At 38.8% G+C, this 12927-nt stretch carries 16 protein-coding genes and 1 pseudogene; 4 read left to right on the plus strand and 13 right to left on the minus strand.

The genetic code is table 11. From position 1 onward, the window contains the following. Positions 1-31 precede the first annotated feature (31 nt). Positions 32-1546 (minus strand): 4-alpha-glucanotransferase, encoded by a 1515-nt coding sequence (gene malQ / locus FJR05_RS23040; RefSeq protein ID WP_168646269.1) that lies wholly within the window; start codon positions 1544-1546, stop codon positions 32-34. A 168-nt stretch (positions 1547-1714) separates the two neighbouring features. Between malQ and FJR05_RS23045 the strand changes: the two genes are divergently transcribed. Then, the gene (locus FJR05_RS23045; protein ID WP_168646270.1) at positions 1715-2146 is read left to right on the plus strand and encodes an NUDIX hydrolase; all 432 of its coding nucleotides are present in this window, start codon (positions 1715-1717) and stop codon (positions 2144-2146) included. Between the two features lie 28 nt (positions 2147-2174). On the opposite strand, the gene FJR05_RS23050 is transcribed toward FJR05_RS23045, so the two are convergent. From FJR05_RS23050 to FJR05_RS23065, 4 genes are all read right to left on the minus strand, one after another. Beyond that, on the minus strand, positions 2175-2618 hold the full coding sequence (locus FJR05_RS23050) for a hypothetical protein (protein WP_168646271.1): 444 nt from the start codon (positions 2616-2618) through the stop codon (positions 2175-2177). After that, entirely contained in the window at positions 2615-3316 is a 702-nt protein-coding gene (locus FJR05_RS23055) for a DUF433 domain-containing protein (protein ID WP_168646272.1), read from the minus strand. Before FJR05_RS23055 ends, FJR05_RS23050 begins: the two co-directional genes overlap by 4 nt. 79 nt (positions 3317-3395) lie before the next feature. Then, a complete protein-coding gene (locus FJR05_RS23060) occupies positions 3396-3827 on the minus strand; it encodes a 6-aminohexanoate hydrolase (RefSeq protein WP_168646273.1) in 432 nt (143 codons plus the stop codon). Further along, complete coding sequence (locus tag FJR05_RS23065; protein ID WP_168646274.1) at positions 3824-4000, minus strand: hypothetical protein; 177 nt, start codon at positions 3998-4000, stop codon at positions 3824-3826. The genes FJR05_RS23060 and FJR05_RS23065 overlap by 4 nt, the downstream gene beginning before the upstream one ends. Positions 4001-4351: 351 nt before the next feature. Between FJR05_RS23065 and FJR05_RS23070 the strand changes: the two genes are divergently transcribed. From FJR05_RS23070 to FJR05_RS23080, 3 genes and pseudogenes are all read left to right on the plus strand, one after another. After that, positions 4352-5068, plus strand: a complete 717-nt coding sequence (locus FJR05_RS23070) for a hypothetical protein (RefSeq protein ID WP_168646275.1) — start codon at positions 4352-4354, stop codon at positions 5066-5068. Further along, positions 5065-5400, plus strand: coding sequence for a hypothetical protein (locus FJR05_RS23075; protein ID WP_168646276.1), 336 nt, complete (start codon positions 5065-5067; stop codon positions 5398-5400). Before FJR05_RS23070 ends, FJR05_RS23075 begins: the two co-directional genes overlap by 4 nt. 25 nt (positions 5401-5425) lie before the next feature. Continuing rightward, positions 5426-5941, plus strand: a pseudogene (locus tag FJR05_RS23080) (RidA family protein); the annotation flags it as partial. A gap of 350 nt (positions 5942-6291) precedes the next feature. On the opposite strand, the gene FJR05_RS23085 reads toward FJR05_RS23080, so the two are convergent. The 8 genes from FJR05_RS23085 to FJR05_RS23120 form a co-directional block, all read right to left on the minus strand. Beyond that, positions 6292-6921, minus strand: coding sequence for a ribonuclease D (locus FJR05_RS23085; RefSeq protein WP_168646277.1), 630 nt, complete (start codon positions 6919-6921; stop codon positions 6292-6294). 90 nt (positions 6922-7011) lie between these two features. Continuing rightward, on the minus strand, positions 7012-7563 hold the full coding sequence (locus tag FJR05_RS23090; RefSeq protein WP_168646278.1) for a CAP domain-containing protein: 552 nt from the start codon (positions 7561-7563) through the stop codon (positions 7012-7014). Positions 7564-7980: 417 nt separating this feature from the next. Continuing rightward, on the minus strand, positions 7981-9219 hold the full coding sequence (gene trpB, locus FJR05_RS23095) for a tryptophan synthase subunit beta (protein ID WP_168646284.1): 1239 nt from the start codon (positions 9217-9219) through the stop codon (positions 7981-7983). Positions 9220-9655: 436 nt separating this feature from the next. Beyond that, positions 9656-9979 carry a helix-turn-helix domain-containing protein gene (locus FJR05_RS23100; RefSeq protein WP_168646279.1) on the minus strand — a complete coding sequence of 108 codons (324 nt, stop codon included), beginning with the start codon at positions 9977-9979 and terminating at the stop codon, positions 9656-9658. A gap of 4 nt (positions 9980-9983) precedes the next feature. Further along, positions 9984-10361 carry a type II toxin-antitoxin system RelE/ParE family toxin gene (locus tag FJR05_RS23105; RefSeq protein ID WP_053541131.1) on the minus strand — a complete coding sequence of 126 codons (378 nt, stop codon included), beginning with the start codon at positions 10359-10361 and terminating at the stop codon, positions 9984-9986. A gap of 139 nt (positions 10362-10500) precedes the next feature. Next, a complete protein-coding gene (locus FJR05_RS23110) occupies positions 10501-10650 on the minus strand; it encodes a hypothetical protein (RefSeq protein WP_168646280.1) in 150 nt (49 codons plus the stop codon). A gap of 116 nt (positions 10651-10766) precedes the next feature. Next, complete coding sequence (locus tag FJR05_RS23115; RefSeq protein WP_168646281.1) at positions 10767-11684, minus strand: NAD(+) kinase; 918 nt, start codon at positions 11682-11684, stop codon at positions 10767-10769. Between the two features lie 83 nt (positions 11685-11767). Further along, positions 11768-12769 (minus strand): SDR family oxidoreductase, encoded by a 1002-nt coding sequence (locus tag FJR05_RS23120; protein ID WP_168646282.1) that lies wholly within the window; start codon positions 12767-12769, stop codon positions 11768-11770. Between the last annotated feature and the right edge of the window lie 158 nt (positions 12770-12927).

Here is a 12927-nt window from a genome sequence, read left to right on the forward strand (position 1 = left end):
TACTCCCCTACTCCCCCGCTCCCCCGCTCCCCTACTCCCCTGCTTCCCTATGAGCGCGTCCGTAACGGAGAGTGAGAGTTTTTAAGCGATCGCTTAAATCTGGCGTTAATACCCCCGATTGGTAACGCCACTCCCAATTTCCCTCCGCTGTACTGGGAAAATTCATCCGTGCATCAGTTCCCAAACCTAGTACATCCTGCAAAGGTATAATCGCTTGATTAGCGATCGAACTTAAAGCTAACCTAATTAAATCCCAGTGTATACCATCTGGACTGATACAACCCAAATACAACAATAAATTTTGCTTTTCGTAATCATTTGCAGCATTAAACCAGCCTACAGTCGTATCATTGTCGTGAGTACCTGTATAAACCACAGCATTGCGAGTGTAGTTAAAGGGTAAAAACGGATTACCGGGATCAGAACCAAAAGCAAATTGTAATACCTTCATACCTGGAAACTCAAACTGATCTCGCAGTGCTTCCACTTCTGGCGTAATAATCCCCAAATCTTCCGCCAAAACTGGTAACTTACCCAAACGCTTTCTAATTGCCTCAAATAAAGCTACTCCAGGTGCTTCAATCCATTCCCCATTAATAGCAGTCGTTTCTCCCTGGGGAACAGCCCAATAAGCCTCAAAACCCCGGAAATGATCAATGCGAATTATATCCACATAATCCAGCATCGCCTCAAAGCGCAATATCCACCAATTAAAATCTTGTTTTTGCAATTCTTCCCAGTTATAAACCGGATTTCCCCATAATTGACCAGTAGTGCTAAAATAATCAGGTGGAACTCCTGCCATTAAAGCCGCTGCTCCCGTTTCCTCATCTAAAGCGAAAATCTCAGGATTTGCCCACACATCAGCACTATCATGGGCTACATAAATGGGAATATCTCCAATAATCTCTATCCCATTGTCATTAGCATAGTTTTTCAATTCTGACCACTGCCGGAAGAACTCATATTGAACAAACTTGTAATAAAAAATCTCCTCTGCTAACTCTTGCTCAATTTTGGCTAAAGCAAGTGGTTCACGCTTGGCTAACTCTGGTTCCCAATTGTTCCAGCTTTCACCCTTTTGGGCATCTTTGATCGCCATAAATAGCGCATAATTATTTAACCAGTAGCCTTTATCAGCACAAAACTTAGCAAAAGCTTCTCTTTGGGTTGAATTGGCCTTAGTTTTAAAATCCTCACAAGCTTTAATGAGTAGATTGACCTTAACAGGGATAACTTCATTAAAATCAACCTTATCTACAGAAAAATCTGGTAAATCAGCCAAATCTTCGGCAATTAACAAACCTTCGTCTAACAACTTTTCGGGACTAATCAAAAAGTAATTTCCCGCCATTGCGGAGTAGCACATATAGGGAGAATTACCATAACCAGTCGGCCCTAGAGGTAAAACTTGCCAATATTGCTGGTGACTATCTTTGAGAAAATCAATAAACCGATAAGCTTCCAAACCCAAATCCCCAATCCCAAAACGACTGGGAAAAGAACTAGGATGTAGTAAAATACCACTTGATCTAGGAAAAGGCATATTTAACCTGAAATATAGAAAAATGTAATTGTTTATCAGTTACGCATCGAATTTATCATGTCATAGTCAGTCTTGACCGTTGTAATTCGTGAAGAAATGAGAAGATTAATTCAGATCCCCGACTTCTCAAAGAAGTCGGGGATCTATATTCCTCCCAATAACTGAACAATGACTTACAGAAATCCTGCTCCCACCGTTGATATCATTATTGAATTAATTGATAGACCTCATCGCCCCATTATCCTGATTGAAAGACATAATGAGCCTTTCGGTTGGGCGTTACCCGGTGGTTTTGTTGATTATGGTGAATCAGTAGAAAAGGCAGCAATTAGGGAAGCAGAGGAAGAAATAGGTTTAAAAGTAGAATTAATCGAACAGTTATTAGTGTATTCTGATCCTAGTCGAGATCCACGTCAGCATACGATTAGTATTGTATTTTTAGCGACAGCGACAGGTGAGCCTTTAGCGGGTGATGATGCTAAGGGGTTGGGTATTTTCTCACCTTGGTGTATTCCTGACAATTTGTGTTTTGACCATGACCGGATTTTGCGGGATTATTGGCAATATCGGCATTATGGGATTCGTCCAAGGTTGGGATAGATGATTTTGGCTTTTTCTCCGTCAGCACTTAGATAGATTCATCAAAATTGGTTAATTCTGTTAATAACTCTTGACTGTCTTTCCACAAGCTAATTTTGCCATCACGATAGATTTTGGCGATAAATGGAGCAGGATGTTTACGGACAAATTCTTGCATGGGGAGAATTGCTGTAAGAAAAATTGCAGCCATATCCTTCCCTGGTAGGTTTTGTGAGGCCAGCACAAACATTTTTATTTGAGCGTGTGCTACAGCAATTCTTTCTAATTGATTTTTGCTGATTCTGTCATCTTTAGTTAAAACAATCCAGCCTTTTTCTCCTACTTGTGGTAGCCAATCTACATCTAACGCACCTTTATCAAAATGATCATCATGAATTTCAACAGTGATACCTGCTGTACGAAGTGTTTCTGGAATAGATTTTTTACCTAAACATCTATCTATGAAAAAGGTAATTGATTGAGGTTCGGTCATGCAGCAGCAGGTAATTCACAACGGATAGCTTCTTGAATTATCATGGAATCGCAGTCGTAATCATCAGCCAGATCCTCGATTGAATCACCAGCTTTTAATCTTTCTGCTAAAATCCTTGTAGGAATTCCTGTATCAGCAATTACTAGGCGACCAAAGGCAATGCGAGGATCAATAACAACAATACGAGGGTTATTTTCTTCGTTAAAGTGAGTGAAAGGATAAAGTTTAATTGCTAATCCAGTATCATCTGGTTCAATGCGTTGAAGATGAGCATTAAAAGCTTCTTTCATGTCTGTTTGTCCAGATTTTGATGCGTTAATTAGAGAACCGTATCTTTCTATAAATAGGTCAACTCCATCAGTTCGGAATTCTTCACGCGCTAATGGGTGTGGTACTTGAAACTGTTCATCAATGTAGTCAAGAGCTTTTCTAACATTATCTAGTTGAATTTTATGGTGTTGACGAATTGCCCGTAAAATATGAATTTCTACTAAATTAGTAAATGAAAGCAAGGTTGGTTTAAAGTCTTTAGTAGCAATAACTGGTTTAAAGAAAGTCACACCATTAATAGTGGGATAATTTCTGCCAACTGTCCAAGAGCGAATTGTTCCTACTGGGATACGGATATACTTCGCAGCATCCCTAATAGAGTAGGAAGGAATATCTCTGGGATCAGTTTTTCCATAAAGTTGCATCATTTTATGTATCTGCCTGAGATGTTCATCTTTAATTATTAGTGATATTCAAGGGTAAAGCACAATGCTAAACCCAAGCTATTTAATTTCCTGATTGTCTCAACAGATAGTCTAAAACTCGGTCAATTCGTTCCAATGCTGCATTAGTTGTCAGTTGATACTCCTGAAACTGTGATTTCTGCTCTTCATAGTTTCGATCAAGTTTTAACATTAATGCTTCTAATCTTTCAGTTCTTGCCTTTGTTTCTTCTATCTCACCACCTGCTTTGTTAAATAGGCGCTGAGTATGAAAGATAAACTCATCAACTCTGCTTGATAATTTGTCAAGTTGTGTCTGAGTCCGGTCTTGTTTTGTACCTAACTCATCCAGCATGATTTGAGTTCGGTCTTGTTTTATACCTAACTCATCAGTCCGCCGATTAGCTGATTCAGCATAGGTAGCGGCTGAGATCAGTAGTTGACGAATGGTAGCAAATTCAGTTTCCACGCGGTCAAGTCTTTGCTCTGTAGTCATGTTAGTTCTTTTTGTTTTTGGTGTTGGCGCTTTGCGATCGCATCACTGACAAGTATTTTTATCATTTGGCTCATTGAGCGTTTTTCGTTTTTCGCTGCTGTTGATATTTCTGCATAAAGCTTTAAATCATCTTCATCAGTGAAATATATGTTTAGTCTTTTTCCTTCAGGCATAATGGCAATGCTTAGTATTTCTATGCTTTGCTTTCATTTTCTCTTGATTTTCCTCTTTTTGTCATGCAGTATTAAGTAGTGCTATTATAACACTGTATTAATCATTAGGCAATATTGCCATCAATACCTATACTTTAACGTCAGGCATTGTTTTATAGGATTATCGGCATAATGGGATACATCCGAGATTGGGGTAAGGTAGACTGAGGCTTATTCATTCTTAATTTTTACGAAGACTTTACATGAAGTTTTGGGGTAATGTATAATTTGGCTTACTGAGCTTCTGTTTTTTTATTTTGCTTTTGCATTAGCAACTAAGTCGTAAAAATCACACATCCTAAAGATGCTCCCATGAGTAAATTACCCGACTGGAAAGACTTACCCGATTGGTCAAAAACAATTTTTATCGTTTCTGTTGTGGTGGTTGCTGGTGTTACTGGCGTTTCTGTACCAACCTTACTAAAATCAACAGATTCAACTAAAGAAGAACCTCCCAAAGAAATACCTACACCAACCACTCCTAATCCAGAATCACAAAAAATTGGAATATACGTAAAAAATAACACCAATAGTAAGCCTATCGAAGGTGCAGAAGTTAAGCTAGAACCCTCACATGGTTCACCAGAAACAAAAAAAACTAACGAAGATGGATATACCTCATTTACTGTTCTAAAAGGAGTAAAAATCAATGTAATTATCACTAAAGAAAAATTTAAAATGAAAGATAAAATCTATAATGAAGCGATAGATCCAACTGAAAATAAAATTTACTATTTAACACCAGAAACAGATATTTCTTCTGTAAAACCTTCTTCCAGTTCTCTATTGATAACAGGAACTTCTCCTCCAACTTCAACACCAAAACCATCATATATTCCTCCGATAAAACCTTCTCCATCTGTAATAAAAACTGCTCCTCTAGCCTCAAAAACTTCAACACCAAAACCATCATATATTCCTCCGATAAAACCTTCTCCAATCCCTGTAACAAAACCTGCTCCTCCAGAAAACTCTAATAATTTAGAACTGGCTCTACTTGATAGATTTACAATAGATGTTTTTTTTTGAAAGATGGTCACAATATTAAGTTAGCTAATGGCATTAAAAATCAACTCAAGGGAATTGGTGTAAAATCTAATATAGTTCTAAGAAGCGTAACTATTGAAGAATTACGCAAGATGATCGTCCCCCCAGTTGGTTTTGAGATCCGAGCTGACTATGATGAGATACCAGCAGGGGAGTTGCTTGTAAATAAACTAAAAGGTTTTTACCCTAATCTAGTTTTTAAATTGATTCGTAAAAATTCTGATCGTCGTACAAAGAATTATATTTCTATTCTTTTAGATACTTTTCCAGATGAATATGAAGAGAGGTTAAGTACAGAGCCTTTAAATTATTAGTCCTATACTGGCGCAATTAATCATTAAAAATGCTGACCTCACAGGTGCGATAATGCCAGATGGAGAAGTTTACCAAACATCTACAGATTTAGAAGTCGGTAAACCAGAAACACCATTAACAAAAGAGCCAAAAGAGATAAATATTATGACTCGTAAAGTAATCCGTACCGATAAAGCACCTGCACCAGTTGGACCTTACAATCAAGCAATTCTCGCTTCTGGGCAAATGTTGTTTGTAGCTGGACAAATTGCCATAGATCCCCGTTTAGGTGATGTTGTCTACACCGAAGATGTAGTTAAGCAAACTGAACAGGTGATGAGAAATATTGAAGCTATCCTCACAGAAGCAGGAGCTACATTTGCAGATGTGGTGAAAACCGGTGTATTCTTAGCTGATATGAATGATTTTGCCGCTGTTAATGCGGTTTATGCAAAATATTTTTCTGAAGATACAGCCCCAGCGCGTGCTTGTGTAGAGGTTTCCCGTTTACCTAAAAATGTGTTGGTAGAAATTGATTGTATTGCCGTAATTGGTGGTTAAATAAACATCTGGTAAAAATTCAATATTCGTCATTCATAACCCTTGTAGAGATGTTCTATGTAACGTCTCTATATTTTTTGTTAGAAATATTTATTGATAATTTCCTGATTTTTTGTACGAAAACCTATTTTTATTACAGCTTTTTTTGTTACTGAAACTTTAGTTTACTTTAGCTATTAGACAGGAACTTAAGTCCTTGGCGGGTGTAGAAACTAGCAAATAATCTATCCATAGCTTGAATTGAAACCATTATAGCGGTATGCACTTGAATGAGATAAAGAATTTACCTAAAAAACCATACACCAAAGGACTTTTAATTCTGTTCCCTGTTCCCTGCTATATCAATATTATCAATGTTCAAATAAATCCTTGAATTGCAATAAATCTAAAGTAACTATTGTGGGTAAAACTTGAAAACATTCTTGGGCAACTTGCCAACGTTCTTCCCGTTGTAACATGGCTGTAAGCTTTTCCCGAACACTTAACAAATACCGGACATCATTAGCTGCATAACTTAATTGTGCATCAGATAAATTACTAGCATTACCCCAATCAGAACATTGGGAACTTTTATCTAATTCTACTTTTTCTAATTCTAAAACCACGTCTTTTAAACCATGACGATTTGTATAAGTTCTGGCTAACTTACTAGCAATTTTAGTACAAAAAATGGGCTGGACAATAATATCTAAATTCTGCCGTAAAGTAGCAATATCAAACCGAGCAAAGTGGAAAACTTTGACAATATTAATTGCTTCCATTAAAACTTTCAAATTTGGTGCTACCTTTTGTCCTCTAGCGATCCGAATGGCTGTAACTTGTCCTTCCGGGTTGCAGAGTTGAACTAGACACAAGCGATCGCGCCCAGGTAAAAGTCCCATTGTTTCCGTATCAACAGCGATCGCTGGAGATTTTAAATACTCAGCTAGAATTTCATCGCTTAAATCGCAGTCCCTAACCTGAAAATCTTGTAATGTCATGAACTTGTCAAATATAAATTATCTTTATTTTGCCAGACAACATGACCTAAAACTTCTTTCTTCCTCGTGACATTACCCCATCAGCAATCCCTACCTATTAGCATTCAAAAATATTTGCGTTAAATACACTTCCCCTTTCTGATTAGTAGCCACACCAACCCCAGTTAAATTATATTTACCTTGAAGATTTTTCAGATGATCAGGACTTTTTAGCCAACCAGAAACAGCCTCATTGGCAGGATTGCTATATCCAGTATTATAAGCTACATTTTCTGCCGCGTTAGTGTATTTGAGAGGAATCGCCCTGACTCGCTGTTCAAATCCTTGATGACTAAAAGGAACTTTACCCGCCGCCATATTTTGACTATGAATCCTGGCTTGCTGACTGATTTTTTCGCTTAAATTTAAGGATTTTAGTCCCTGTTTTGCTCGATATTGATTAATTTGAGTAAAAACCGATTTCTCTAAATTAGTAGTTTGAAAACCAAGATTAGATATTTTGGCTTGACTTGTCACAAGTGATGAACGCTGATATTCGCCAGTTTGTTTAGCAGAACTATTATCTGGATTCGCAGCAGTCATATAGCCACTAGCGATGACAAGCGTACTTAAAGCGATGCCAAAAGCAGTTTGTCGCAACATAGATTTTTAAGCTAAGTAATGTATGGATTTACTGGATATATACCCTATCTTCTGATTATCAGAATACTTACCAGGATACTATTTGCCCAATATAAACTAAAGGATCATCAAATTTTCACAATTCAAAGCAGTCATATCTCACTCATGACTATAAAACTAATAGATGTTATTTACACTACATTAATCAAAATCATTAGTAATAAATAGTATCCGATGATAGATGTCAAAGATATAGGAGGAGTCAGCACTTCGACTTCGCTCAGTGACCAGTCAGGAGTTAGAAGGAAGAATTAAATCATAGTAGGAATAGTTTTTATACTAAACGCTGATGAGATATAAACTGTTGCAAAATGACAAAGAACCTAGAAGTATAGTAGGGGTTTAGCACTGCTAAACCCCTACCTTTATCAAGCCTACTTAGTGAATTAGGAACTTAGCTGCCGTTTGCACATCCTTATCACCGCGCCCAGAACAGTTGATAATGATCTTGGGACTACCAGGAAGTTGAGGACAGAGAGTTTCCAGGTAGGCGATCGCATGAGAAGTTTCCAAAGCTGGTATAATTCCTTCTAACTTAGAAAGTCTTTGAAACGCCTCCAAAGCTTCAGCATCCGTCACACTGTAGTATTCCGCCCGGCCAATATCCTTCATATAACTGTGTTCAGGACCCACACCAGGATAATCCAACCCAGCACTAATAGAATGGGGTTCAATCACCTGTCCATCATCATCCTGCAAAAGATAACTCATCGAACCATGTAACACACCCACCTGTCCCTTTGTCAGAGTAGCGGCGTGTTTGCCAGTATCCACACCTTCACCAGCAGCTTCTACCCCAATTAACCGCACAGATGATTCCTTCACAAACTCGTGAAATAGTCCCATAGCATTAGAACCACCACCCACACAAGCCACCAGAATATCAGGCAATCCACCCCATTTTTCCATAGCTTGAGCGCGAGTTTCCTCACCAATCACCGCATGAAAATCCCGAACCATCATCGGATAAGGATGGGGTCCAGCCACAGAACCCAGGATATAATGGGTCGTTTCCACATTCGTTACCCAGTCCCGAATGGCTTCAGAAGTGGCATCTTTGAGAGTTCCCGTCCCAGCAGACACCGGACGAACTTCCGCCCCCATCAACCGCATTCTGAACACATTTAAAGACTGGCGTTCCATATCGTGAACACCCATATAAATCACACATTCCAAACCAAACCGAGCGCAAACAGTCGCCGTTGCTACACCATGTTGTCCTGCACCAGTTTCGGCAATAATCCGCCGTTTACCCATGCGTTTGGCTAATAACACCTGACCGAGAGCATTATTAATTTTATGTGCGCCAGTATGATTTAAGTCTTCCCGCTTTAAGTAAATCTGCGCCCCTGTACCATCAGGACGAGCATAATTAGCAGTCAGCCGTTCAGCAAAGTACAAAGGAGTAGCCCGTCCGACATAATCCTTCAATAAACCCTGTAATTCAGCTTGAAAAGCCGATTCATGGCGATACTGCTGATATGCTGCTTCTAATTCAGCCAACGCCGGCATTAAAGTCTCAGGAACATACTTACCACCAAAGCGGCCAAAACGTCCTAGAGTATCAGGAACAGATGCAGTTTGTGAGAAATTAGGAGAGAGAGGAGTAGTAGTCACGGATTGGGTAAAATAAGAGAACAAAGTTAATTTTAATTCTAGAACAATATTATAGTACGGGCTTCTAGCCATAGGGTTAGCGCGTCTCAAACCCTACCTGAGTTCGGTGTTAGGAGTTCGGAGTTTCTCCTTCGGAGACGCTACGCGAACGGAGTTATGATTTTTTAACGAGAGAATAAGGGTTTGAGACTCATACTTGGGGCGAATTTTCCGCAAATTATCTTATGTCGAACTCAGGTAAACCCTATTGACAAGTTTGGATTGAACAAAGAGAGGAAATTTACCGCTTTTTCCGTGAAGCATTGAATAATGTCATCCAACACGCCCAACTAATATAGTTGCACCAATTAAGTTTTTTCATTAAATATCCTATTATCAAAAGAGCGATCGCAGTGATATCGCCATAAGCGAAGTATATTGAGTTTGGAAATAATTATTAGACTACAATTATCTGAGCAAACTTACGATTTTCAGGTTTAGGTTTAACTGTAATCTCTACATCATTACCTAACTTGTTTAGATAGTTCATCAACCTATCAGTTGAGAAGCCACTTAATCTACCTCTAATTAGTAGAGAAACTTTTGGTTGATCTATGCCTAGAATTTCTGCTGCTTGAACTTGTGTTAAATTTAAATTAGTAATGATTTCACTGATTTTACGGACTAACTCCGCTTTCAATAATCTTTCTTCAGGATTAGATAAACCTAAGTCAGCAAATACATTTCCGCTACTAACCTCAACTTGATTTTCTTCTGGCATTTTTTTACTCCATTTTTTCGGTAGTTTGTTGTAAATAATTTTCTTGAGCGATTTTCAATCTTTTTTTAACTAATTCTATATCTTGTTTTGGTGTAGCAATACCATGTTTTGATTTCTTTTGAAAGGAATGTAGTAAGTAGATAACACCCTCGAATTTAACAGTATAAATTGCCCTATATGTATCCCCATCAAAATCATCTACAATTTCTAAAACACCTGCTCCAGAGAACCCGCGTAAAGGTTTTGCATTAGGGTGTTTTTGTCCATGTTGTGCCAAATCAAGAGCGTAACCCATGACATCCTGTACATCTTCAGGAAACTTCTTTAAATCATTAAGGGCGCTTGCAATCCATCTGAGAGGCTTTTCTTGTTTTTCATTCATCTAATGTTAAGTATGCTAAAACTAGCATATTATGTCAATAAGTAATTATATGGTATTAAATATAATATTGGTGAACCAGATACCCGACTTCTTAGAGAAGTCGGGTATCTGAATACTAGGATCGCTCAAAATCATCCTCTTAGATTTTGCACCACATAAATTCTAAATCATTCAATGCAGTATCATCACTCTCACCTCGATTAGCGCCATTACCAGATTTTCGTGTGAAAACTTGATCGTTACGGATACTGTTTTGTCCAAAAGCAACAAGAACTATACCACTATTCATTAATCCCAGACCAAACAGGTGGGGCAAAGTAACTATAGAGAAGTGCGAGTTACACTAAGTTGGCATTTACCACCAAAGAAAACACTAACTGACAATTAACAACTAACCACCAACAATTAAGGCAATTCTACAGAATTGGGTTTAGCGATATGTGGTAAACCCCAACCCAGTTTTTCCCGAAGAATACGGAAAAATTCCGGTGACTGGAGACGAATAAACCGGGCGCTATAGGGCGATCGCTCTAAATATACCCGATCTTCCGGTAAAATATAACATCCACCATTGCCATCTACCACCATCACCAACCGGGGAATATTAACAGGATAGATATTGACTGGTTCACTATCGGGAAACACCAAAGCCCTAGAAGCCAGAGAATGGGGACAAATAGGTACTAACTGCAATACAGGCACACCAGGAGTAATTACCGGACCACCTGCGCTTAAAGAATAAGCCGTTGAACCAGTGGGAGTAGAAACAATAATTCCATCAGCCGCAATATCCACAGGTGAATGTCGTCCCACCGCAATTTCAAAATGGCACATACAAGTTAAAGGTTCTCGATGTAGCACCATTTCATTCAAACAGAGGGCTTCCCACTTCACCACATCTCCCCGCATAACTTTAACAGTCAGCATCGCTCTATCTTCAACTTCATATTCACCCGCCATTACCTGTTCTAAGGCTTGGGGCAATTGGTTGAGATAAGTTTCCGTCAAAAATCCCATGTGACCAGTATTTACCGTCAGCATCGGGATACCACAGGGGGCTACTAGGCGCGATGCTGCTAATACAGTTCCATCCCCTCCTAACACCACAGCAAATTTCATATCTGAGTCAAAGCCAGGGGGCGTAAGACCTTCTATGGGGGTGTGAAAGACAGGACTATCTGGTTGAGAATAGCCCAATATCCCACCGATACTAGCTGTGATGTACACATCCCAACCAGCAGCGGTAAGTTTGTCTTTCAGTTCAATAGCGACACTACTCGCTATCGGTTTAACGTCGTTATAGATAATGCCTGCTTTCGGCACACTCAAATATCCAAGTTTAAGAACTGTTTTTTATGTATCTCATAGTTACACATTTTGGACTACTGTAACCATAAGTCTCATATTTATTGACTATTGGCTTTGGAAGATTCTTTAAAGGGAGTCTTTTTACTTTTGAGCTTTTTGGTTTTAGCTTTCTCGTAATCTAACTGTTTCAGCTTGTTCATAATCCGGCTGAAATATTCTTGTAGATATACTTCCAAGGTAGTGGTTTGTTGTTTGTCTAAACCAAAAATAGTATATACTTCGTCCATATTTTCTGCGTTTAAAGCTCTTCCACTAGCTAAAACTTCTGTAAAAGCTAATCTATCAGCAACATTCCATCCCCATTGAAAGCACCGCAGTAAACTCCGTACAGCCCGTAATAATCCAATGGGCATTCGTGTAACTTTTGCGTCTCTATCAGATAAGCGCTCGCAAAGATTAATAATTTCCTCAGCACTCCAAGCACGAGTTCCCACGACTGGGAAAGCTTGATTTTCTGTTTCTGGTACTGTCAAAGCCCGCACTGCAAATTTAGCAATATCTTGAGTATCCATGTAGCCAATAGGTGAGGATGTTCCTGTTACCCATACTGGTTGTTTTTCTAAAATAGGTATACCATATTGACCAATTAATCCTTGCATAAATCCAGCCAAACGTAAAATTGTGTAGTTTAAACCGGATTCTACTAAATATGCTTCTGTACATCCCTTAATTTCCATCAGCGGGACATTGGGATATTTATCAGCATCAAGAATTGAAAAGAAGATAAATCTTTCTACACCAGCGGCTTTGGCTGCTTGAATTAATGCTACTTTTCCATCCCAATCTACTTCTTTAATAGTTAGAGAATCTGTAGCACGGGATGTAGCGGCATCAATAACTGCTGTTACTCCTGTTAATGCTTCCGTCAGGGTTTGCGGATTGCACAAGTTTCCTCGTACCAGTTCTGCACCCCATTCTTTCAAAAAAGCAGCTTTTTTAGGACTCCGAACGAGACAGCGGACTTTGTATCCTTCATCAATTGCGCGACGGGCTACTTGTCTTCCCAGTGTGCCAGTTGCACCAACTATTAATAATGTCATGGGGTTGGTTATATATCTTAATGTTTATGAAAAGAATCTTAACAGAATTAGTTATGTAAATAAAACTTTACATCATTTTAATAAAAGATAGGAGTCAGGAGTCAGCACTTCGACTTCGCTCAGTGACCAGTCAGGAGTCAGGAGTCAGGAGTCAGGAG

It is taken from the genome of Dolichospermum sp. UHCC 0259 (genome assembly GCF_009711935.1).
Lineage (GTDB): Bacteria > Cyanobacteriota > Cyanobacteriia > Cyanobacteriales > Nostocaceae > Dolichospermum.

Excerpts from the sequence above, each read along its gene's own strand:
- FJR05_RS23100 (WP_168646279.1), bottom strand. The coding sequence starts at position 9,979 with ATGCCAGAAGAAAATCAAGTTGAGGTTAGTAGCGGAAATGTATTTGCT.
- FJR05_RS23105 (WP_053541131.1), bottom strand. The coding sequence starts at position 10,361 with ATGAATGAAAAACAAGAAAAGCCTCTCAGATGGATTGCAAGCGCCCTT.
- FJR05_RS23060 (WP_168646273.1), bottom strand. The coding sequence starts at position 3,827 with ATGACTACAGAGCAAAGACTTGACCGCGTGGAAACTGAATTTGCTACC.
- FJR05_RS23090 (WP_168646278.1), bottom strand. The coding sequence starts at position 7,563 with ATGTTGCGACAAACTGCTTTTGGCATCGCTTTAAGTACGCTTGTCATC.
- FJR05_RS23120 (WP_168646282.1), bottom strand. The coding sequence starts at position 12,769 with ATGACATTATTAATAGTTGGTGCAACTGGCACACTGGGAAGACAAGTA.
- FJR05_RS23110 (WP_168646280.1), bottom strand. The coding sequence starts at position 10,650 with ATGAATAGTGGTATAGTTCTTGTTGCTTTTGGACAAAACAGTATCCGT.
- FJR05_RS23050 (WP_168646271.1), bottom strand. The coding sequence starts at position 2,618 with ATGACCGAACCTCAATCAATTACCTTTTTCATAGATAGATGTTTAGGT.
- FJR05_RS23045 (WP_168646270.1), top strand. The coding sequence starts at position 1,715 with ATGACTTACAGAAATCCTGCTCCCACCGTTGATATCATTATTGAATTA.
- FJR05_RS23055 (WP_168646272.1), bottom strand. The coding sequence starts at position 3,316 with ATGATGCAACTTTATGGAAAAACTGATCCCAGAGATATTCCTTCCTAC.
- FJR05_RS23065 (WP_168646274.1), bottom strand. The coding sequence starts at position 4,000 with ATGCCTGAAGGAAAAAGACTAAACATATATTTCACTGATGAAGATGAT.
- FJR05_RS23070 (WP_168646275.1), top strand. The coding sequence starts at position 4,352 with ATGAGTAAATTACCCGACTGGAAAGACTTACCCGATTGGTCAAAAACA.
- malQ (WP_168646269.1), bottom strand. The coding sequence starts at position 1,546 with ATGCCTTTTCCTAGATCAAGTGGTATTTTACTACATCCTAGTTCTTTT.
- FJR05_RS23085 (WP_168646277.1), bottom strand. The coding sequence starts at position 6,921 with ATGACATTACAAGATTTTCAGGTTAGGGACTGCGATTTAAGCGATGAA.